The 21,586-nt window shown below is 59.5% G+C and carries 15 protein-coding genes; 12 read left to right on the plus strand and 3 right to left on the minus strand.

The window, feature by feature from the left end; genetic code table 11:
* Nucleotides 1-1,310: 1,310 nt before the first annotated feature.
* Entirely contained in the window at nt 1,311-1,910 is a 600-nt protein-coding gene (locus ACR9Y2_RS18895) for a deoxynucleoside kinase (RefSeq protein WP_435043137.1), read from the plus strand.
* Nucleotides 1,907-4,846: a PHP domain-containing protein gene (locus tag ACR9Y2_RS18900; RefSeq protein ID WP_435043139.1), complete on the plus strand. Its 2,940-nt coding sequence runs from the start codon at nt 1,907-1,909 to the stop codon at nt 4,844-4,846. The genes ACR9Y2_RS18895 and ACR9Y2_RS18900 overlap by 4 nt, the downstream gene beginning before the upstream one ends.
* A gap of 10 nt (nt 4,847-4,856) precedes the next feature.
* Here the strand turns inward: ACR9Y2_RS18900 and ACR9Y2_RS18905 are convergent, their stop codons facing one another.
* Together ACR9Y2_RS18905 and ACR9Y2_RS18910 are read right to left on the minus strand one after the other, a co-directional pair.
* Nucleotides 4,857-7,415: an ATP-binding protein gene (locus tag ACR9Y2_RS18905; protein ID WP_435043140.1), complete on the minus strand. Its 2,559-nt coding sequence runs from the start codon at nt 7,413-7,415 to the stop codon at nt 4,857-4,859.
* Nucleotides 7,402-8,478: an adenylosuccinate synthetase gene (locus ACR9Y2_RS18910; protein WP_435043141.1), complete on the minus strand. Its 1,077-nt coding sequence runs from the start codon at nt 8,476-8,478 to the stop codon at nt 7,402-7,404. Before ACR9Y2_RS18910 ends, ACR9Y2_RS18905 begins: the two co-directional genes overlap by 14 nt.
* Nucleotides 8,479-8,934: 456 nt before the next feature.
* On the opposite strand from ACR9Y2_RS18910, the gene ACR9Y2_RS18915 reads away from it, so the two are divergent.
* From ACR9Y2_RS18915 to ACR9Y2_RS18940, 6 genes are read left to right on the plus strand one after another with little or no spacing between them, the layout of a single operon-like run.
* Complete coding sequence (locus tag ACR9Y2_RS18915; RefSeq protein WP_435043142.1) at nt 8,935-9,414, plus strand: hypothetical protein; 480 nt, start codon at nt 8,935-8,937, stop codon at nt 9,412-9,414.
* Between the two features lie 55 nt (nt 9,415-9,469).
* Complete coding sequence (gene folD / locus ACR9Y2_RS18920) at nt 9,470-11,092, plus strand: bifunctional methylenetetrahydrofolate dehydrogenase/methenyltetrahydrofolate cyclohydrolase FolD (RefSeq protein ID WP_435043143.1); 1,623 nt, start codon at nt 9,470-9,472, stop codon at nt 11,090-11,092.
* A 5-nt stretch (nt 11,093-11,097) separates the two neighbouring features.
* Nucleotides 11,098-11,703 carry a dephospho-CoA kinase gene (gene coaE, locus ACR9Y2_RS18925; protein ID WP_435043144.1) on the plus strand — a complete coding sequence of 202 codons (606 nt, stop codon included), beginning with the start codon at nt 11,098-11,100 and terminating at the stop codon, nt 11,701-11,703.
* The gene (locus ACR9Y2_RS18930; protein WP_435043145.1) at nt 11,700-12,845 is read left to right on the plus strand and encodes a S1C family serine protease; all 1,146 of its coding nucleotides are present in this window, start codon (nt 11,700-11,702) and stop codon (nt 12,843-12,845) included. The genes coaE and ACR9Y2_RS18930 overlap by 4 nt, the downstream gene beginning before the upstream one ends.
* Complete coding sequence (locus ACR9Y2_RS18935; RefSeq protein WP_435043146.1) at nt 12,842-13,468, plus strand: 3-keto-disaccharide hydrolase; 627 nt, start codon at nt 12,842-12,844, stop codon at nt 13,466-13,468. The genes ACR9Y2_RS18930 and ACR9Y2_RS18935 overlap by 4 nt, the downstream gene beginning before the upstream one ends.
* Before the next feature lie 36 nt (nt 13,469-13,504).
* Nucleotides 13,505-14,437, plus strand: coding sequence for a hypothetical protein (locus ACR9Y2_RS18940; protein ID WP_435043147.1), 933 nt, complete (start codon nt 13,505-13,507; stop codon nt 14,435-14,437).
* A 3-nt stretch (nt 14,438-14,440) separates the two neighbouring features.
* Here the strand turns inward: ACR9Y2_RS18940 and ACR9Y2_RS18945 are convergent, their stop codons facing one another.
* Nucleotides 14,441-14,836 carry a 2Fe-2S iron-sulfur cluster-binding protein gene (locus tag ACR9Y2_RS18945; protein ID WP_435043148.1) on the minus strand — a complete coding sequence of 132 codons (396 nt, stop codon included), beginning with the start codon at nt 14,834-14,836 and terminating at the stop codon, nt 14,441-14,443.
* A gap of 89 nt (nt 14,837-14,925) precedes the next feature.
* Here ACR9Y2_RS18945 and ACR9Y2_RS18950 point away from each other — a divergent pair, with 89 nt between their 5' ends.
* From ACR9Y2_RS18950 to ACR9Y2_RS18965, 4 genes are all read left to right on the plus strand, one after another.
* The gene (locus ACR9Y2_RS18950; protein ID WP_435043149.1) at nt 14,926-16,893 is read left to right on the plus strand and encodes an arginine--tRNA ligase; all 1,968 of its coding nucleotides are present in this window, start codon (nt 14,926-14,928) and stop codon (nt 16,891-16,893) included.
* A 218-nt stretch (nt 16,894-17,111) separates the two neighbouring features.
* Entirely contained in the window at nt 17,112-17,840 is a 729-nt protein-coding gene (locus ACR9Y2_RS18955; RefSeq protein WP_435043150.1) for a PEP-CTERM sorting domain-containing protein, read from the plus strand.
* 165 nt (nt 17,841-18,005) lie between these two features.
* Nucleotides 18,006-21,269: a TonB-dependent receptor domain-containing protein gene (locus ACR9Y2_RS18960; RefSeq protein ID WP_435043151.1), complete on the plus strand. Its 3,264-nt coding sequence runs from the start codon at nt 18,006-18,008 to the stop codon at nt 21,267-21,269.
* Nucleotides 21,270-21,284: 15 nt separating this feature from the next.
* Nucleotides 21,285-21,566 carry a peroxidase gene (locus ACR9Y2_RS18965; protein WP_435043152.1) on the plus strand — a complete coding sequence of 94 codons (282 nt, stop codon included), beginning with the start codon at nt 21,285-21,287 and terminating at the stop codon, nt 21,564-21,566.
* Nucleotides 21,567-21,586: the final 20 nt, after the last annotated feature.

A 21,586-nucleotide genomic window follows, 5' to 3' on the forward strand; every position in this document is an offset into this window, starting at 1 on the left:
ACGCCGGCAGCTCAAGTGCTTGAAAAGTAGACCCGCACCCCCGCGATACCGACAAATCTAAGGAGTATCCAGGCACCCCTCTTCCGTGGGGTATGCCTCCAGGCTTGCGGGCCGGCAGTCGTGCCGGCCTTCTTCAAGAGACCGTCAAAGACCTGGGCACCGCGTATCCGCACGCCGCAAACGGCCGCCCAGAAGCCCCAGGGCCACCAAACCCGAAGCAACCGCAATCAGAGCCGCGACTGTAAGGACCGGGGCAGCAGCCGGCAATCTCCAGCCGACGAGCACACTACCCCGGCTCTTCCGGGCCTCGAGGCTTCCGGATCCACCCAGCCGGAGGCAAACAGTGGAATATCGCTCACTCTGCAATGCACCTCAAAGCGAAGGTCACCGGGTCTCCCGCCGCGGCATCCAAACAAACGCCGCTCAGTGAAGTAGGCGGACCTCCGGACGCAAATCCCTCCGTCCGTCCGGGGAAATGTAGGAGAAGCCATCCAGGAGCGGCGCACCGTCTGTGGGAAGGTAGGGGCCGCGCCAGCCCTCGACGCCAGGATCGAGGCGGAAGGCTTCCAGGGCTGTCAAAACGGAACTCTCCCGCACCCGTTCTGCGAATAAGGCTTTTCGCTGGGATGGCGATCTTGAGGCCGAACTACTTGCCCGAGCTTGGCCCACTGGTGATATGAGTGTCACGAAGGCGGCCATATGCACAGCCACCGGGTTGCGGCACGCGGTGCTTCCCCAAAGAGCAACCGCAAGCTGACGTTCTTGTCCGGCTATGGTTCCCGCTGGATGGCATCGAAGTCTTCGCTGTACCTTGGAGGACTGCGGAATCCAGCAACCACGATTCCAACCGTGCGTTGCCGAGTATCGAATTGACAAAGAACCCGCCCAATGGATCGAATGCGTGCTCGACCTCGGGCCGGCACATCTCCTGTAACGGTAGCGCAGCGATCGACTTGTCCGGATCAGGAAGGGCAGTCGGGCTAGCGAACACGCCGAGAGAAGCTGAAACGGGCGACCACGCGGGTAGGAGAACTGAGTTTACCCACATCTGCCCTGGGCGCGGATCTCGGGGCAAGCGGATGGCCGCCCTCGGACAACCTCGTACACCTTCCCAGGGTCGAGCCAGTCTGGAAGTTCGCAGGCTCGGCCGCCGAGGAAGGTCGATCTGGCCTTGGAGGGCCCAGTCGGCAAGGGCAGCCGATACAATAGGAGAGAGGTGCACTGCGGTACCGACAACTGCTGCAAGGCCTTTGGGGGCATCAGGAACTGAGTAGTTGCGGAGGCGGAGTTCGTTCTAGTCGGATCATGGCATGTTAATTTCGATCGATGGCTGCGTTGGGAGCGGCAAAACGACGGTTGCCAAGGGGCTCGCATCCTTCCGGGGTAGCTCTGTCCTGTTAGAGTCGTTCGAGCTGAATCCATTCCTTCGCATGTTCTATGAAGACCCGTCCTCAACTGCCATCGAGACGGAATTCTCCTTTCTTTTACTTCACTTTCACCAACTGAAGACCATTGCAGCAACAGTCCCAACTTCCGAGGTCATTGCAGATTTTCATCTTGGAAAGGATCTTCTCTACGCAGACCTTAACCTGCGAGATCAAAGTGCTCGCCAGGTATTCCAAGAACTTTATGAGCTCTGCAGTCCAGCTGTTCCGAAGCCAGACATTCTGATATTTCTGACCGCACCGACTTCTCTGATTCTTCAGAGGATTCGTGCCCGTCAGCGAGACTTTGAGCAAGAGATAGAGCCCGAATACTACGCTGCTGTCAACGCGGCATACGAATTGAATTTCCGCGAATACCGCGGCAAGAAGCTACAATTGCCGATGGAAGAATGGGATTTCGCCAAAGATAGCAGTCTATATAACGCCCTCGACAGACTGATTAGGATGGAGATGAGCCAGCGATGAAGAAAGGAGCACCGAAGCGGGTCTCTGTGACGAGCCGTGCTCAATCGAACGCCTCCGAACGCTGCGGGTCACTGCCTGTTGAGTACTTTCGAATTCGAGACTTCGAATACGTGCAGCCACTATACGATCTCGCTTTTCTCCTAGAAGTCGATGCATTGGCGAAGGGAGCAGAAGTCCCAAAGTACCGGACTTTCTCGTTGTGGCGAGCTGCATACAGCCTTGACGGGTACGGCACCACGATTGATCGCTGGCTCGACGGAACGGCTATAGACCAAGATCTTGACTACGTCCCATCGTCACGAATCCGTGAGTACTTAGCGACGATCCGCAAGAATGGCACGATTCCGGAGCTTCGTTCGTATCGCCACGAGCGATTTGATCGGTGTCTGCGATTGCGCTCAGTGCGGGGGCTCGGGCCAAACAAGATAGCCCTGACCGTAACTTCGCGAGCGTTAGCTGAAGAGTGGTTTAGTCAAGTCGCCCTGGATTTGTCACTAGATCGAGACCGAATCATCGACCTGTACCAGGGAAGGCGCACGGGGCCTTGGCAAACCGCTCATCTCGTTCCACCGCTGCTTCGCTTCCTGAAGAAGACAGAAAGGCTGTACGGGGCGAAAGTTAGTTGGGCGATTTCCGGCATAACAGATCCCTTCCAACCCGTAACTGAAACCATCACGGTTCTCAGCGATTGCGCATGGGTTGACGTCAAGAGCGCCTTCAGCAAGAGCCTCAGGAGTGAAAAACTGTTTCGTCAGGTGCCAAACGACGAAGGCGACGCAATGAAGTTCCGGCACCAGATGGGTTGGACCTTTATTGTTCGTAACGATTACGAAGACGCGCCGAAGAAATGCATTCCCGAACTGGCCGAAACTCTCGATCCGATCTCCAGGGAGCATTCTGGCGGGCTGAAAGCCGATTTGCACTTGCATACGGCCTGGTCAGACGGAAGCGCGTCGGTCAATACGATGGCGACAGCGGCAGTCGCCAATGGTTTGGAATACTTTGCGGTTACTGACCACAGTAGATCAAGCAAATTGCAAGGTGGTCTCACCCCGCTACTCTGGCTGAGACAAGCCAGTGCACTGGAACTAGCCACACCACTGTGCCCTGTTCTTCATGGTATCGAAGTAGATATTCTGAAGGATGGAGCGCTTGACCTTCCTTCCTCTTTGCTCAACGCTGCCGATTTGGTTGTGGCTTCAGTTCACACGAATTGGACATCGAGTGCGCGGGTGAACACCGACCGCCTTCTAAAAGCAATCGAGTCGGGCTGCGTGGACATCCTAGCTCATCCCACATCAGCAATCATCGGTAAGCCCGGCGTACCTGATTACCATAGACCCCCTGCGGACGTTAATTGGGATGAAGTCATTCCCCGCTGTGCCCAATGGAAAGTAGCACTTGAGATGAATTGCTTCCCGTCACGATTGGACTTGCCTCTAAATCTTCTCAAACAAGCTATTGAGGCCGGCTGTGCGATCTCGATAGGCTCAGATGCGCATTCGCGTTCTCATCTCCTGAATAGGCGGTTCGGCGATGTGGCTCTGGAACGTCTCAATGCTCCTCTGGTACTGAACCGCCTCAGTTACGTCGAGCTCAAGCAGTGGATCAAGACAAGCAGAGCTTGCAGGCGGGCACTTTCCCGGAACGTCGCAGGCTTTGTACAAAGCCAGCTGCAATTCGGCGAAGAGCTTGAAACTCAAGGCCGTCCTCTATCTGCAGGAATCCAACCTCCTCAACGTATTCCGTCCGGTTCTAGAATCGTCGGGATCGATTTAACGGCAGGCGATAAAGCAACCGGCCTCGCTTTGCTTGATGGGTATACGGTCCACACATGTTCGATGTTCTCCGACGCTGAGATAATTGCGTTCATAGAGGAAAACAAACCGGCAATCGTAAGCATTGATTCTCCTCTTGGCCTGCCAGGAGGCGGGACCTTCATCGATCCGAAGTCTGGGATCGTGCGGATAGCAGAATACGATCTGGCTAGTGTGGGAATACCTGCCTATCCCGCTCTCATCGATTCCATGCAGAACTTGACGCTGAGAGGTATTGGGCTTAGAAGGGCCCTTGAAGGCCTTTCCAATGCGCCGAGAGTCATCGAATCCTATCCAGGTGCAGCACAAGACATATTGTCGATTCCTCGGAAGCAGAAGAGCTTAGATCTTCTCAGGGAAGGCCTCCGTCGATTGGGATTACAAGGTCCAGGTCTGGAGACTCGTTCCCATGACGAGATGGATGCCGTCACATCAGCGATAGTCGGACGATACTTTGAGTCTGGCCTGTTTGAGCCGATGGGGGTTCCCAGCGAAGCGCAGCTCATTGTGCCAAAGGTGAGTCCATTGGTATTTGATGACAGCCCAATTATCTGCTTGGCTGGAAAGACAGGGGCCGGGAAGTCGGTCGTGGCCCGATACCTCAGTATCTTTTACGGCTTCAAGTGGGTTCGAACCCGGAACATCATCGAAGAGCTACTACGCGAAGACCTGACGGCTCCACTCGAGCACCGACTCTCTGATCTGGCTTCACGACCGGATGCTATCTCAGAAGAGGACTTGCGCACGTTCGGCGCAGTCATCCTTACGAGGCACCGACAGATTCCCCTTCGTAAAAAGCTCAGCGAGACGCTCCGCCGGAATGTCACCCCAATCGTCGTCGATTCGATTCGCGACACTGTGGATGTCGACCCAGCGATCTTCGGCAACAGACCAGTGTTAACTTGGTTTGTTGACTGCAGCGATTCAATTATCAACCAGCGTCTCGCAACACGAGCCAAAGTGGGGGAAAAGCGCACGAGCACAGGGAGTCCCGTTGATCAAACGGCATCGTCTGTGCGCCGGCATGCTGACGCGCTTATTCCAAATGGCGGCACATTGGAAGAACTGCGGTGGAGGATCGATGACACTCTGTTCGCGAGCATAACCCTTCGGCGCTAAACCTCACAAGTCACTGTAGTTTGCTTTGGTATCGATCGATCATATACTTGACCGCTGGATTCTTTAGATCAACATCCCGCGCCTTCACCGCAGACTCATCAAATTCGATCTTATCGAAGTCACTCAGCCGCCCACCTTTTACTTTGAGAGCGAGGCGCAGAGGGCCTAGGCTGTCAATGCGGAGTCCAACCGTCTGGCTGTCCTCTTCAACCAGCCTCCGAAATTCCGCGGGTGAGTAGTCTTGTAGCTTTTGTAAGTCCTGCCAGATCTTTCCGACAAAGCTCTTGAAGTCGCCATAGGTGTAAAGGCTCAGTTGGTCTTCGACCCAGCCGTCGTTGTCGAGGCCTGCAAGACGCGCAATCGTCTCACCGACGAGCTTAGTGTTCTGGTCAGCCTTTTGCCCTAAAAAGCGATGAATCGAATTGCATTTGTCTTTTAGCGTTGGCGGCCCCATGCATAATAGCAAGTCGAATCGCCCGGCACGCTTGATAGCATCGTCGAAGTTCGCTTGAAAGTTCGTCGCCATGAGGAAGACGATCCGCCCGCGATCATGTAATTTAGCGAGCTTCGGGAGCATGTAGGTAGTCAGGAACTTACTTTCCGTGTCAGGAAGGTGGTCTCCGTCGCGTTTCTGCACCAAGGCGTCCATTTCATCGAAAAGCACCACAACTCCACACATGTCCATCACGTCGTCGAAAATCTTCTCCGCTTGAACATAGATATTCTGAAAGCTGTTTTGTAGGAAGTGAGAAGGGTCAATCTCAACGAGCGGCCATTTCAATTCCGCAGCAATGGCCTTTGCCACCTCTGTTTTAGAAGTTCCGGGCGGACCGAACAGCAGGGCGGACAGACGTCCTTTGGCTTTGGTCTTACGTAGCCGCTCAGCTTTCTCATCTGGAAATGATTTGAACGTCTGGATAACGGTAGAGAGGAGCGTTTCCTTAAGGCTTCTCGGCGATCCCGTTCGGTTAAGCAGGACTTCAATGTCCAGCAGGCCGCTAATGCCGGCGGATTCTTTTGGTTGCTTCTTGGCCGCGTAGATTTGGAGTAGGCGCCGCTGTATATGACATGAAAGTACATCCACCAATTCCCAGAGAAACATGTGGACTACGGCTGTGGCCCAGGATTCCGGTTGTCCACGTCGAAGCGTCTCGAGGTTTCCGCCGGAATTCCAGCCACTGTATACATCCGGCTTGCCAGATTCGGTAGTTTGCAGACGATTGACTTCACAGGACCGGACGGCTCGTTCAAGTCCCGATATTACGGCTTCCTCCGTCAACAGTCTGTTATGCTCGCCGCCAAACTCGACGAGAATTGCTTCCAACAATTCAAAGGTGAAACAGAAGTTGGACCCCGCATCTTGATAGTGGAAGAGCGGGAAGTACTTCGGCCAAATTCCACTCGAAGTTTGCTCGGCAAACAGGTCGACGACCGCGCTCTCAAGTTCAACTGTTGAGGGCAGCATGGAATGATGTGTATTGTCTGTCCCGAATTGTAGTCCTTTACTTATGGTGCGCAGTCGGGCACAAAGGCAGGCGGACATGGCCATGGCTACCGGGTCCATCATCGCGGCATCTTTCGCTACTACGCGTGATCTCTGTCTCCCGAATTCGTCTGCTGCAAATCGGCACAAGCGTCCCCAGTCTTCCGGGGCCAAGGGAATCCGTGCGCGTGATATGCCATCAACGAACCAATAGAGGACGGCAGTCGAGGGTTCATAGTTGTTGATCTTGAACCGATCGATTTTGGCGCTTGCCACATCTGCGGTCCGGCACATCTGGCGAGCGATGGCGGAGAGCGAAAGCTTCTTTAGGGGTTGGAGGACTTCGTCTCCAAAAAGCTGATGCACGTAAAGGCGGTTTCGCTGCGGAACACTGTACTCCCCCGTCCGCCGTCCTTCTCGATCGAGGATCTCAGGATTTGGAGGAAGATCCGCAACAAGCTCTGCTTGGCAGAGATTTCCAGTCCTGATTAGCTTCTCAAGCTCAGCGACCACTTTCTCTTCGGTATTCTTACACCGAGTCCCGTTCTCGACGTGAGCACGCAGGCAGTCTTGAAGAGCTGGCGGGAATAGTCCAGCCAAGTGTTTAGCGAAGCCTGGTTCTGTGGATAGAAGAACGGCAGCGGCTTTATCGAAATTGGCGAATTCTATCTGGGACTCCCAGCGCTTTTCGGGTTCGGTCGGACTCTTCTCACCATCGAACACGCCCGCGTCGACGAGCATTCCGAAGAGACGCAGGACGAGGGTTGTCGTGAATGCGTTATTCTCAGCGAGTCCTGAACTCATCCAAGGAGCATCCAGTAAAGCGTGAAATATATGCTTCGTTGTTTCGAGTCCTGCTTCGCCATAAAACTCAACGAGCCTGCCGGTTAGTGACAAACTCATGAGGCACGAACAGGTGGTCGTCACATTAATGTCATCTGGAGGCGATTCGGAATCCGGCTTACGACGAAAGCCATTTAGATGCCTTTCGTGTTGGAACGGCTTGAGATCCGAAGTGAGTGTTGCCAACAGCGCATCAGCCCGATGCCTTAATTCGCGCAAACGTTTTAGCTCAATATCGGGCATGGTTGAGTTCTGGCTCCTGCTGAGTTGGTGCGGTATCCGGGAATCGTACGAAATCCAAAGTTCCGAATCCAGTGCCTGCAAAGGCCACTGGGACGCCAGTAGTTAGTTCAAGGTTGTTCAAGAAGTCCCGAGAAGTGGCGGTGAGCCCGGTCGCATTGCAAACGCCAGAGTCGGCATAATCGAGGCGATCCAATCCCATTACCGCCAGGTCTGTAGGGCGATTGTATTTGCAGGCCAATACGATCGAATCCATGTCAAAGCGTGCGACTCTTCGCAAGCGCCTTGTAACCGAGGTGTATTCAGGGTATGTTCGTGGCGCGCCGGATTGTTCGCGAATATCCTCCCAAGTGCATTCGTTCGCGAAAGGACCACTGGGCCCGCCAACCCTGATCGGAAAGGTTCGCAAAACAAGGACGATTCTGTCGATCAGGCGTGGGGATAGTCCCACTTCCATTGCGAATCCCGCCGCAGTTGTGTCACGCGCAGTGACAAACGGGTAATCCCTTCCGTGTAGGAGCGATAATGCAAACCCCTGGGTACCTTCAACGATCACGCCCTCGCCCCGATCAAGTGCATCATGGAGGAGTGGTGCAACCGTCTCGATACGACAGCGTTCTGTGAGTAGGCTGGAATCCTTCGCCAGGCGAACATTGGATCTTCTTTCGATTCGGCGTATCAGGGCTGCCCCGGTGCCGGAACACGTGCTGCCGATGCCAATCAGTTGCCCACGTTCACACTTCCGATCATCTTCCGTGACGAGCATAGCCCGCGGGTCGATTATGATCTGTTCCCGGCGGATTCCGAGTACGTCTAGTTCACCCAGCAACACCGGTTCATCGATCACGCATCCGGCAGCAACGCAAAATGTCGCGAGGCTGGGCTCGGTGCAGCATGGTACCTGGCGCAGGACTATGTCCTGTCCCCGGACCGTCACTGTGTGGCCGGAATTTGGTCCTCCGCAGCGGACAAGCCAAGGAGATCTGATTTCGCGGGCTAGGAGAGCCGCGACCTTGCCCTTTCCTTCAGATCCATACTGACCTCCGACAACTATAGTAGCTGGCATAGAATATTTCGCTTGGACTCGAACATTCTCGATTCTGGCAGACAAATCGTCAATCTCAAAATTCCGGCTGAACGGGATCGAACTCGAGATCTCCCGTCATCGGGCGGCGTGCCAAGTTGCGGTCACGTATGAGGTTAGAAACACACCGATCAGCTCAGCCGCGATTGAGAGTGGATCGTTTGTTTCACGAAACGGGCCGAGGGATTGGCCTTGCAAATAGTTTGTGGCGCGGCTACGGCGGTCCGCTCTACCACGGCCACTCCACCCGCCGCGCCTGGAGGCCCACCCTGTTCGCCCCGCGATTCCGGTGCCCAGAGCCCCCGTCCCCCCACATTAAGCTTCTTTGATCACACAACTTCAAGAAAAATCTTCTCCCCTACAATCAACACATTGCAGACATCGACGTCCTAAATCCTAGGTCCACCCCCACCAAACTGGTTATAGAGGACATTTCATATGTACACCACCGAACCAGCCGATTGCGCCTTCCCCGACATCGACCTTCTCACCCGCCACTCCGCCGTCACAGAAGACGGCATCCTCACCGGCCCCAATGCCTCCGCCGTCACCACCTTCTGCGAACGCAAGGGGTACTTCAAAAAGGTTCGTGCCGCCGTCCACGAACAATACAAACCCGCCACCACCTATCAGCACATCCTCGCCGACCGCATCGCCGAATGCATCTGGCGCGCCGACCGCTACGCCTCCTTCGAAACCACCGTCCTCAACCTCCAAATCCAGCGCCAATGGGACAACACCAACGAACTCGTGCCCAAACCCAGCCCCAGCCTCCACGACTGGCAGGGCTTTCACACCCTCGACCCCGCTCAACGTAAAGCCCTTCACGAAGCCCTCAAACTCGAAGAACGCTACTGGCGCCGCCACCGCACCCTCGCCGCCGAACTGCGCCTCGTCCAACGCCTCTACCCCAACTGAGCGCCTACCCCCACTCAGCCATCCAAGTCCCATACATCGAAGCAAGGACCACCCCATGCCCGCAGCCAACATCTCGGAAAAGCGCCTCGCCGCCAATCGCGCCAACGCCCGCAAATCCACCGGCCCCCGCACCGCCGCCGGCAAAGCCGCCTCCTCCGGCAACGCCCGCCGCACCGGAGCCTACTCCGCCAACCACCAGATGCCCCCTCGCATCGAAGCCCACTTCCACGCCCTCGCCCAGGCCGCCACCCGCGACATCACCAATCCCCAACGCCGCGCCCTCTCCTTCGAACTCCACATGCTCCAGGGCCACCGCCGCCTCCACGAAAGCCGCGAACACGCCCTCTTCAACGCCGGCCTCGAATACGGCCGCGGCGACGAAGCCGTCGCCACCCAATGGGTCCTCCGCCAGGTCGGCTTCATCCAGGCCCTCAACCGCTACGCCGGCTGGATCGAAGCCCAAACCCGCCGCCTCGAACGCGCCCTCCACCTCCTGCCATCCGAACCCATTCCAACTTTTGAGGGAACAAACCCACCTCAGGACAACCGCGAATCCGCCGCCCGCCCCAACCGCCCTTCTCACCCGCACCGGCCCGCCGCCCGCCAGAAACCCATGCCGGATTTTGAGGGAACAAACCCACCTGCGCCCCAGCCCCCCAGCCCACCCAAGCCCTGTCTTTCGAACGGTCCGCAGCCAAACCAGGGCCCCATCTCCTCCAGTTCCTTGAGGTGCGCCGCCCCCCCTTGCTACCGTGAAGGAAGCATGGCGCGTATCCTCGACGGCAAAGCGATCAACCAACAGATCCTCGATGAGCTCAAACCCCGCATCGCGCACCTCACCTCCACGCGGCGCGCCCCCGGCCTCGTCGTCATCCTCGTGGGCAACGATCCCGCCAGCGAGATCTACGTCCGCAACAAGGTCAAAACCTGCCTCGAGCTGGGCGTCCATAGCGAAGAGATCCGCCTCCCCGACACCACCACCACGCCCGAGCTTCTCGCCCACATCGAGACCCTCAACCACCGCCCTGACATCGATGGCATCCTCGTCCAGATGCCCCTGCCCCGGCAGGTCGACTCTCGCGCCGTCCTCCTCGCCATCCGCCCCGATAAGGACGTCGACGGCTTCCATCCTTTTAATGTGGGCCAGCTCGTCGCCAACGCCCCCGCACCCCGCTCCTGCACCCCCGCCGGCGTCATGGAAATCCTCCGCCGCTCGGGCATCGACCCCGCCGGTCAGGACGCCGTCGTCGTCGGCCGCTCCGACATCGTCGGTAAGCCCATGGCCATGCTCCTCCTCCACGCCCACGCCACCGTCACCATCTGCCACTCCAAAACGCAGAACCTGCCCGAAGTCTGCAAACGCGCGCAGATCCTCGTCGCCGCCATCGGCCGCCCCGCCATGCTCACCGCCGATTACATCCGCCCCGGGGCCGTCGTCATCGATGTCGGCATGAATCGCGTCTCCAGCCTCCCCGAAGCTGAGCGCATCGCCCGCGGCGACGCCGAGAAACTCGCCCGCTTCGAGAAACGCGGCAGCATGCTCGTCGGCGATGTCCACCCCGTCGATATGGCCGAACTCTCTTCCGCCTATACCCCCGTCCCCGGAGGTGTCGGCCTGCTGACAATCGCCATGTTGATGTCCAACACCGTCCAAAGCGCCGAACACCGCCTAAAATAAGATCCATGCTACGCGTCGGCCTCACGGGCGGGCTTGCCACCGGTAAGACTTTCGTCGGCAGGGCTCTGGTCGAGCTCGGCTGCCGCCTGCTCTCCGCCGATGAACTCGGCCACCAGGCTCTGCTGCCCGGCGCCCCCGCTTTCCTCCAGGCCGTCGAGGCCTTCGGTGGCGATATCCTCGACGCCAACGGCCGCATCGATCGCCGCCGGCTCGGCGCCGTCGTCTTCAGCGAGCCCGAAAAGCTGGAACTGCTCAACTCTTTCGTTCACCCCGCCGTCATCGCGGCCGAAGAGCATTGGATGCAGACAGTCCAGGCCGAGGACCCCCGCTCGATCGCTGTTGTGGAAGCCGCTATCCTGATAGAGACTGGGAGTTATCGGCGGTTCGACAAGTTGATCCTGACCGTTTGCACCGATGAACAGCAGATCGCCCGCGCCATCAAACGCGATGGCCTCACGCGCCAGGAAGTCCTCGACCGCCTGAAACGGCAGATGCCGCTCGAAGAGAAACGAAGGTACGCTGACTACGTCATCGATACTTCAGGGGAAAAGGATGGAACCCTTGCACAGGTCGGCCGTCTCTACACTGACCTGCGGAGTCTTACAGTATGAAAGTACGGATTTGGATCATCGCCTCCCTGTTGGTGGGAGGATTTGTAGCCGGAACAACGTATAAGCGCTGGAGCCCTGCCGCGCGCCTCGCCACCGGGCTCGACTCGCCCATGTGGTCCGGGCCCGCCGTCGCCCGCGGAGCCGGGCTCAGCGTCGATGAGAACAACAACATCGAGGTCTATAAACAGGCCCACGAAGCCACGGTAAACATCACGTCCACCGTTTACCGCCAGAACTGGTTCCTTGAGATCTACCCCTCCAAGGAATCCGGCTCCGGCTTCTTCATCGATAAGACCGGCCGCATCCTCACCAACAACCACGTCGTCAGCGGCCGCGCGCCCGAGGTCCAGGTCACCCTCTCCAATGGCGAGAAATACAAGGCTACCGTGGTCTATAAGGATCCCGTCAACGACCTCGCCCTCCTCAAGGTGCAGCCCCGCCGCGAAGCCAAATACCTCCCGCTCGGCGACTCCGAACACCTCCAGGTCGGCCAGAAGGTCCTCGCCATCGGCAACCCCTTCGGCCTCGACGGCACCCTCACCACCGGCATCGTCTCCTCCCTCGGCCGCGATATCGCCGACGAAAGCGGCCGCAAACTCGAGGGCATGATCCAGACCGACGCCGCCATCAACCCCGGCAACTCCGGCGGCCCGCTGCTCGACTCCAACGGCAACGTCATCGGCATCAATACCGCCATCTACGGCCCCGGCGGCAACATCGGCATCGGCTTCGCCATGCCCATCAACCGCGCCAAGACCATGATCGAGTCCTACCAGTCGAATAAGCCGTATGGCCGGCCCCGCCTGGGTGTCGACGTCATCTATGTCTATGGCGACCTCGCCACCGAACTCGGCCTGCCCGAAGAGGGTGGCCTGCTCGTCCAACAGGTGGCCCAGGGTTCAGCCGCCGCCCAGGTCGGCTTGCGCGGCGCGCGCGACGTCGTCGTCATCGGCAACTACCAGATCGGTGTCGGCGGCGATCTCATCATGGCTCTCGACGGCACCAAGGTCGACCGCATCGATTCCCTGTCCCGCATTCTGGCCCGCAAACACCCCGGTGATAAAGTGGAACTCACCCTCTACCGCGGCGGGCGTAAAGTGAAGATGTCCGTGACCCTTGGAGAGGCTTCGCAGGATCTATGAAACTACTACTGCTCATCGTTCTGTCCGCCGCGGCCCTGTTGCCCGCCGCTGAGTTCAAATCGCTCTACAACGGCAAGGACCTCACCGGCTGGAAGATGACCGGCCCCGGGCAGTTCGTCATCGAGGACGGGCTCATGAAGACCGAAGGCGGCATGGGCCTCCTCTACTTCACCAAGGAGAAGTTCGGCAACTGCGTCGTCCGCGTCGTCTTCAAGACCGTCGGCGACCACGCCAACTCCGGCGTCATCATCCGCCTTCCGGAAGCCCCGCCCGATCCCTGGTACGGCGTCCACAACGGCTATGAAGTCCAGATCGATGCCGCCGGCGACGACTGGCACTCCACCGGCGCCATCTACTCCCTCTCCAAGGTGAACTCCCGGCAGCAGAAGCCCGCCGGCGAGTGGAACACCATGGATATCGAGATCAAGGGCCAGGTCACGAAGATCTCCCTCAACGGCGTCGTCGTCAACGAGTTCAAAGGCGACCAGGCCGTCCCCGAACGCAAGATGTGGTACGAGCCCGTGCGCGGCCCCCGGCCCGATGCCGGCTTCATCGGCGTCCAGAACCACGACAAGGCCTCCACCGTCTTCTTCAAGGAGATTAGCGTCAAGTCGCTGAAATAGATCCATGCCCGGCCCCGTCATAAAGTTGGGGAGCATATGGATCTAAGGAAAACCGCCACCATCGCACTGGCCGCTGTCTTCGCCGCGGGTTGCGGAGCCGGGTCGAAAGGCGCGCGCGTCGACGCCGCCATCGCTCCGCTGATTCCTTCCGACACCGTCGTCCTCGCCGGGCTGCGGTTGGATAAGTTGAAGGCTACGCCCTTCTTCAAGACCTACGTCGAAGGTCACAAGATCAAGGTCCTGGACGACTTTCAGTCCAAAACGGGGCTCGACCCCACGCGCGATATCTGGGAACTGGTCTATGCCGGCAACAACAAGCGCAGCATGGTCTTCATTCGCGGCAAGTTCGGCGGCCAGTTCGGCCAGGAACCCGACTTCCGCGTGCCCGGCATCGAGCGCCAAAGCTACAAGACCTACTACATCCTGTCGCAGGGTGAGGCCGGCGTCCTCTTCATCACCAGCGGCGTAGCCGTCGCCGGCGCCGTGAAGGACCTGAAGCAGATCATCGACAACCGCGACAAAGCAGGCGAAAACCCGCCCCACGACCTCATCGAGATGGTGACCGAACTGCCGCTCGACCACGCCTGGCTCGTTTCGCTGCACGGCGGAGCCATGGTGCCGGACATCCCCATGCAAGGGAATATGGCGAACTTCGCCCGCCTCGCCACGTCGCTAGGGGAAGTCAAGGTGCACGCCGACCTCAGCAGCGGAGTCAATCTGCAGGCCGAAGGCGACTATCCAGACGCGAATCTCGCCAAGCAGGTGCAGGAGACCATCCGCGCCGCGGTAGGGATTCTGAGATTGAGGACGCCCGACACCGAGAAGGAACTGATGAGGATCTACGACGGCATCCAGGTCAACGCCAAGGACAAGCAGATCAGCATCAGCGTCGTGGCGCCCTTTGATATCATTGATCAGGCGGTCAAGGCGTTTCCGATGCGACACCCGGAAGGCGTCAAAGCGGAGTAACCGCTACTTTTTCGAGGCGGGAATGGCGTCGCCCAGGTTGATTGAGCCGCCGCCTTCGCTTACGTAGTTGCGGTTCCAGGAAGGAATCTCGATCACGGCGTCACCGTCGCGCTCGAAGAAAACCTGGCACCCCAGCCGTGAACCGAGTTGGAGATCGGCGGCCATGTCGAGCTTATCGGCCTCGTCGTCGTCCATCTCGCTAAGGAATTCGGCGCCCTCTTTCACCACCACGTGGCAGGTGGTGCAGGCGCAGTTTCCACCGCACGCGTGTTCAATGTGCATGCCCACATTGATAGCGATGTCGAGAAAAGATTTCGGCTTGCCATGTTCGTGATAAGGCAAATTTTCCAGGTCAATCTCAAAAGTCTGGTTGGCCGGGAGGAAGGTTACTTTCGCCACGATCTAAGTATACCTCAATCTAGGACCAAAGTGGTCTCATATAGCCCTTGGAGGCGGTTGCTACACTGGAATCTGAGGTCCCACCCGTCGTGTTTCATTTGGCCGAACAGCGTCTTCGCGAAGCCCTTACCAGCCTCTTGAAAGAGCGCTATGGCGTTGATATTCCTGTAGTTATTGAGCAGCCCAAGCAGAGCGACCTGGGCGAGCTGGCGGCGCCCGTGGCGTTTGCGCTGGCGCGCCAGTTGAAGAAGGCGCCTAAGGTGATCGCCGCCGAGATTGTGGCTGCTTTGCCGCCCGTTCCGGGCATTGCCAGCCTCGAGGTTGCGGGCAATGGCTTCCTGAATGCGCGGCTCGATCGCGGTGCGTACGGCGCCCTTCTCTTGGCTGCCGCCAGCCAGGCGCCCGCGGCTCTTCCGGGCAAGACCATCGTCGAGCATACGAACATTAACCCGAATAAGGCGGCCCACATCGGCCACCTGCGGAACTCCGTCCTGGGCGACACCTTCGTGCGCATGCTGCGCGCCTCCGGCCGCGCCGTCGAGGTCCAGAACTACATCGACAACACCGGCGTTCAGGTCGCCGACGTGGTCGTGGGCTTCCACCACCTGGAGAAGAAGTCGGTCGCCGACGTGAAGGCGCTGATCGCGGCGCCCAGGTTCGACTACTATTGCTGGGACCTATACGCGCGGACCTCGGCCTACTACGGCGATCATCCCGAAGCGGTCCAGTGGCGGCGCGACGCCCTGCATGCCATCGAGCATGGCGAAGGCGTCATTGCCGAACTGGGCCACCTGATCGCCGACGCGATCGTCGAGTGCCACCTGACGACCATGTGGCGGCTGGGCATCAGCTATGACGTGCTGCCGCGCGAGAGCGAGATCCTACACCTGCAGTTCTGGGCCACCGCCTTCGAGCAGTTGAAGGAGCGCAAGGCCATCTACTACGTCGAGGAAGGGAAGAACAAGGGCTGCTGGGTCATGGCCGCCACGCACTTCCGCGATTCGGCCGGGGAAGAGTCCGGCGACGACGACGCCAAAGTGATCGTCCGCTCCAACGGCACAGTCACCTACGTCGGCAAGGACATTGCCTACCAGATGTGGAAGTTCGGCATCCTCGGCAAGGACTTCCATTACATGCCGATGCGGACCTATCCGAATGGCCACGTCGCCTGGGTCGCCACAGCCGACGCGTCGGAAGCAGTGGCGGATCGCCCCGCGTTCGGCGGCGGCACCGAGGTGTACAACGTCATCGACTCGCGGCAGTCCTACTTACAGGACGTCGTAGTCGCCGGCTTGCGCGCTCTCGGCTACGAGCAGCAGGCCGACCGTTCCATCCATTTCTCCTATGAGATGGTGGCCCTCTCGCCCCGCACCTGTGTCGAGCTGGAGATCCCGCTCTCCGAAGAGGACAAGAAGAAGTCGTACGTCGAAGTCTCCGGCCGCAAGGGTCTGGGCGTAAAGGCCGACGACCTGATCGACAAGCTCATCGAGAAGGCGCAAGTCGAAGTCGATGCGCGCCACGCCGAGAAGCCCGAAGCGGAGCGCCGCAGGGTGGCCACCCAGATCGCCATCGGCGCGCTACGCTACTTCCTGCTCAAGTTCACCAGGAACACGGTGATCGCCTTCGACCTCCAGGAGGCGCTGAGCTTCGAAGGCGAGACCGGACCTTATATTCAATACGCCGCCGTGCGAGCCGGAAAGATCCTGGCCAAGCTGGTCGAACGCGGCGAACAGCTCCCCGAATTCACCGAGGTGCTGGACGCCGAGAAGATGGCGCGTCAGCTCAGCTCCGAGCCGGTCTGGCAACTCCTGCTGGCGGCCTCGAAATCCGGTTCCGCCCTGAACGCCGCGCTCAGCTCCGGAGAACCGGCGCAAATGGCGCGCTATGCGTTCCAACTGGCGCAGGCTTTCAATACCTTCTACCAGGATTTCCCGATTCTGGCAGAGAAGGATCCAGAGAAGCGGACCCTATTGCTCTGGTTGGCAGTCTATTTCCAGAGACAACTGCACAATACACTATCGAACGTGCTGGGAATCCCGGTGCCGGAATACATGTAAGCCGAGCCCTTCGTCCTACGCAAGTCATACAGAAAGCGCTTCCATCCGATGCCTTCGCCGTCTGTAAGCCCATCGTTTGAGGGGAGTAACAAGCGGCGTCGTACAAAGTTCGAAAAATTCGTTCTGAGTAGTCACTTCTCCTATGTACATGACGTCTTAGTGTGATATCGTCACCCGTATTGGGGCAAATAAACACACTACTCCTGGAGGGGAAGTAAATGAAATTTAATGGTTTGCGAAGGGTTTCGGCCCTTTGCGTGACTGCCTTTGCGCTTGCGTCGGTCGCGCAGGCGTCGAGCATCAATGGTCAGGTGCACTTCACTGGCGGGATTCTCGGTGCATGGTCGGTCGGTTTTTCATCCAGCGATCCCGCACTCGAATTGCAGCAGTTAGTCATTACACTGCCTGCCACGTACTTTTTTGACACACAGGCAGGTGGTTTCGGCTATCTGACTTCGCAGGATTTCCAGAAAACCGGCGGCGGAGCGACCGCTACCGGACTGACTCCGAACACGACGGCTTCGCGTGACGGCGCCGGTGCTCTGGCGATCGTTTTCTCCGGGTTCAATGCGGCCTCCGGGGCCTTTACGTTCGATCTGGACGTGGATGGCACCGCCAACCTCACTCCGCTGCAGAGCTGCGCGGGCAAGACTGGCTTCCAGTTGGTCCAGTGCAACCTGACGAACGCCGGCATCACGGTTGCCAACGCGGCGCTAGCGACCGAGGCGTCGTCGGTCAACGGCTCCGAGATTGGCGGCGCCCAGATCGCACTGACATTTGGCGGTGGCAGCTCACCGACCACCACCTTGCACACGACCCTGGCGCAGACCGCCTTCTTCCAGGCGCAGGGCAACTTCTCGGCCGTGCCTGAACCCAGCTCGTATGCCCTGATGGGCAGCGGCCTGGCTGGCTTGCTTTGGCTGGCTCGGCGCCGCCGCAGCAGCTAAGATTTACCAATCCAAAGTTCGAACGAGACGAGCCGTGGCCGCCCCGCCACGGCTCGTTTCCTTTTTGGCCCGCCATCCCCCTTCCACACTAGTAGAAACCGCATATTGCTGATTCCGTGTTTTCCCGTGTAGTATCAGACCCATTGCTTCGACGGGCTCCAATTCATGACATCTTTCTGGTCTAAGTCTGCTCTCCTCATCCCTCTATCTCTATTCGCAGCCGCGTGGGGACAGGACCCTACCGGAGTTGTGGAGGGCCGCGTCACGGACCGGTCTGCCAGCATGATCGGTAACGCGCACGTGGCTGTGAGGAACCTGACCACCGGCCTCGTCCAGGAGACGATCTCGTTGCAGGGCGGGTTGTTCCGGTTTCCGCCGCTGCCGGTGGGGACCTACACCCTGACGGCCGAGGCGCCGCAGTTCTCGAAGTACACGCAGACGCCGGTCCAGGTGAATGTCAGCAGCACGCTGCGCGTGGACATTGAGCTCGACCTGGCCAGCGTGCACGAAACGGTGACGGTGACCGGCGATGCCCAGGTGGTGGACACGACGACGAATACTTTGGGCAAGGTGGTGAGCGGGCGCGAGGTGCTGGACCTGCCGCTGAACGGCCGCAACTTCACGCAATTGGGGCTGCTGCAGACGGGGGTGGCTCCGCTGACCGCCGGCGTGGCGACAGCGGGCGGTTCGCTGCGGCAGGGGCAGGCGTATGCGGTGAACGGGATGCGGCCGGAGTCGAATCTCTACCTGCTGGATGGGGCACAGAACATCAACCGCATGGACGGCGGGTATGCGTTGAAGATCCCGGTGGACGCGATTGCGGAGTTCCGGATTCTGACGCAGAGCGCACCGCCGGAGTATGGCGGCACGAGCGGAGCGACCACAAGTGTCGTGACACGGTCCGGCGGGAATCAGTTTCATGGCGGTGTGTATGAGTTCCTGCGAAACGACCGGCTGGACGCGCGCAACTTCTTCTCGCAGGATGTGGAGCCGCTGAAGCAGAACCAGTTTGGCGGGACGGTGGGCGGTCCGTTGAAGAAAGACAAGCTGTTCTTCTTTGGCTATTACGAGGGCTTTCGCAATAAGCAGGGGTTTACCAATTCGGCCACCGTGCCGACGGCGCAACAGCACAACGGCGACTTCTCCGACCTAGGGGTGCAACTGATCAATTTCGCTGCGGGCGGCGTGCCGATTCCCGGCAACAAGATCCCGGTGCAGGCGCTGAATCCCGTGGCTTTGAACGTGGTCAACCTCTATCCCATCGGCAACATTTCTCCCTCGATCTACCGGGCGACTGTTGTGGCGACGAACTTCTTCGACCAGGCGGGCGGACGCCTGGACCTGGTGGCGACGGCGAAGGATCAGGTGTCGGTGCGGTATTCGTTCTCGGGCGGCTACGACATCAATCCGATCTCGGTGCGCGGGTCTGAGGTGCCGGGCTTCCCGACGCGGAACGATATCACGACGCACTCGGCGGCGCTGGCCAGTACGCATGTCTTCACTCCGGCGTTGAGCAATTCGCTGCGCCTGACCTTCTTCCGGTACAGCTTCGATTTCGACACGCGGTTGAACCGGACGCCGCCCAGCGCTCTCGGGTTCAAGTACAACTCGGCGTCCGACCTGGGGCAGGGGCCGCCGTTCTTCAATATCAGCGGCTACTCGCCGATTGGCGGGGCGATTACGGGGCCGCGCGACTCGGTGCAGAACAGCTACGAGGTGCAGGAGGGGCTGTCGTGGTTCCACGGCGCGCACTCGCTGAAGTTTGGGGGCGGGTTCGTCCGGACGCAATTGAATATGTTCCAGGCCATCGCTCCGAACGCCTTCTATGTCTTCGCCTCCACCTTCCCGACGAACAACGCGATTGCGAACCTGCTGCTGGGCGGGCCGGTGACGTTCTACCAGGGGCTGGGCGACTTCCATCGCGGGCTACGGATGTGGGGCACCAATCTCTATGCGCAGGACGAGTGGCGGATCTCGCGGCACCTCACGTTGAACTACGGCGTGCGCTATGAGCGGCTGAACCCGATCAGGGAACTGCGGCAGCGGGTGAATGCGTTTGTGCCGGGCGTGCAGTCGACGGTGCGGCCGGATGCGCCGAAGGGGCTGCTGTTCCCGGGCGACCGCGGCATCGCCGAAGGGATTGCGCAGAGCTACAACGGCTGGATGCCGAGAGTGGGCTTTGCGTGGGATCCGACGGGGCAGGGGCAGTGGTCGATCCGTTCGAGCTATGGACTGTTCTACGACCAGTTCCAGAACGGCTCAGGCACGGCTTCGCAGGGTCCGGTCAGCTCGCTGCCGTGGGCGCAGTTCAACCAGTACAGTGGGGCCGGGCTGAACTTCGCGGATCCTTACGCCGGACGCGTGTATCCTCCGGCCGACACGTTTGTGCGGCCCTCCACCGTCTTCGCGATTGACCCGACGGCCCGGCCGCCCTACGCGCAGAACTGGAACTTCAGTGTGCAGCGATCGCTGTGGTCGCAGTATCTGGTGGAGGTGCGGTATGTGGGCTCGAAAGGGACGCGGCTGCCGCGCAACATCGAGGCCAACCCGGCTGTATACGGACCCGGGGCCACGGCGCAGAATGCCGACCGGCGGCGGGTGTATGCGAACTGCCCGGCCGACGGCGGCTCCTGCGACTTCTCGACCATTGCGATGCTGTCGAACATCACGAACTCGACCTATCATGCGGCGCAGGCGAGCCTCTCGCGGCGCTACAACGGCGGCTTCGGGTTCAACGTCTCCTACTGGTATTCGAAGTCGCTGGACTACCTGTCGGCGATGAACCTGTCGGGGGCGGCGGCCAAGCCGCTTTCAGGCGAGAACGACCTGGCGCAGAATCCCTTCAACCTGGCGGCGGAGCACGGTCCGTCGCTGTTCGACGCGCGGCAGCGGTTTGTGGCCAGCGGAAGCTGGGAGCCGAAGGTGCGCAAGAGTGCGCCGGCGGCGGTGCGGCACGCCGTGAACGGCTGGCAGTTGAACCTGATCGCGATTCACAATACCCCGACGCCGTTCACGATTTCGGATTCAACGAACGTCTCACTACAGGCCAATAGCCCGCCGATCTCCGGCTTCGCGGCCAGCCGCCCGGATGCGGTGAGCGACCCGAATGCGGGGCCGCGGACGGTGGATGCGTGGATGAGCCGGTCTGCCTTTGTGCGGCTGGATCCCGTGACGCGGGCGGGCCAGTTTGGGAACGCGGGCCGCAACACGGGCCGGGGCCCGGCGGTGACGAACTTCGACGTTTCGCTGGTGCGGAACTTCCGGATGACCGAGACCATGCGGTTGCAGTTCCGGGCCGAGTCATTCAATGTGGCGAACCACGCGAACTTCGGTCTGCCGGTATCGGATTTGAATTCAACGAATTTCGGGCGCATTTTCAGCGCGGCTCCGCCGAGGCTGATGCAGTTTGCGCTGAAGCTGAATTTCTAGAGTGGGGAGCAAGCGATGAGCGATTCCGAGAAGCCGAAGTCTCCGATGGAGCCGATGTTCCTGCCGGGGGTGGAGAACAACCCCCAGCCGAGCGCCTACCTGGACAGCATCCGAATGATGCAGGCGTCGGGGGCGGAGTATCCGCAGATCTGGCACATGTTCGCGTTCAAGCCGGAGGCGACGACGCACCTGGCGCGGTTTACGCAGGAGATGCTGCGCGAGCCGGGTCCGTTGAGCCCGGGGGTGAGGGAGCTGATTGCGGCCTATACGTCGGCGCGCAATCACTGCCCGTTTTGACTGAAGTCGCACGCCGCGGT

The organism is Paludibaculum fermentans, from assembly GCF_051172195.1.
GTDB classification, from domain to species: domain Bacteria; phylum Acidobacteriota; class Terriglobia; order Bryobacterales; family Bryobacteraceae; genus Paludibaculum; species Paludibaculum fermentans_A.

What these genes read in the sequence shown, in the direction of transcription:
- ACR9Y2_RS18905 (WP_435043140.1), bottom strand. Translation starts at nt 7,415, where the DNA reads ATGCCCGATATTGAGCTAAAACGTTTGCGCGAATTAAGGCATCGGGCT.
- ACR9Y2_RS18940 (WP_435043147.1), top strand. Translation starts at nt 13,505, where the DNA reads ATGGATCTAAGGAAAACCGCCACCATCGCACTGGCCGCTGTCTTCGCC.
- ACR9Y2_RS18955 (WP_435043150.1), top strand. Translation starts at nt 17,112, where the DNA reads ATGAAATTTAATGGTTTGCGAAGGGTTTCGGCCCTTTGCGTGACTGCC.
- ACR9Y2_RS18910 (WP_435043141.1), bottom strand. Translation starts at nt 8,478, where the DNA reads ATGCCAGCTACTATAGTTGTCGGAGGTCAGTATGGATCTGAAGGAAAG.
- ACR9Y2_RS18935 (WP_435043146.1), top strand. Translation starts at nt 12,842, where the DNA reads ATGAAACTACTACTGCTCATCGTTCTGTCCGCCGCGGCCCTGTTGCCC.
- ACR9Y2_RS18915 (WP_435043142.1), top strand. Translation starts at nt 8,935, where the DNA reads ATGTACACCACCGAACCAGCCGATTGCGCCTTCCCCGACATCGACCTT.
- folD (WP_435043143.1), top strand. Translation starts at nt 9,470, where the DNA reads ATGCCCGCAGCCAACATCTCGGAAAAGCGCCTCGCCGCCAATCGCGCC.
- ACR9Y2_RS18965 (WP_435043152.1), top strand. Translation starts at nt 21,285, where the DNA reads ATGAGCGATTCCGAGAAGCCGAAGTCTCCGATGGAGCCGATGTTCCTG.
- ACR9Y2_RS18930 (WP_435043145.1), top strand. Translation starts at nt 11,700, where the DNA reads ATGAAAGTACGGATTTGGATCATCGCCTCCCTGTTGGTGGGAGGATTT.
- ACR9Y2_RS18960 (WP_435043151.1), top strand. Translation starts at nt 18,006, where the DNA reads ATGACATCTTTCTGGTCTAAGTCTGCTCTCCTCATCCCTCTATCTCTA.
- ACR9Y2_RS18900 (WP_435043139.1), top strand. Translation starts at nt 1,907, where the DNA reads ATGAAGAAAGGAGCACCGAAGCGGGTCTCTGTGACGAGCCGTGCTCAA.
- coaE (WP_435043144.1), top strand. Translation starts at nt 11,098, where the DNA reads ATGCTACGCGTCGGCCTCACGGGCGGGCTTGCCACCGGTAAGACTTTC.
- ACR9Y2_RS18895 (WP_435043137.1), top strand. Translation starts at nt 1,311, where the DNA reads ATGTTAATTTCGATCGATGGCTGCGTTGGGAGCGGCAAAACGACGGTT.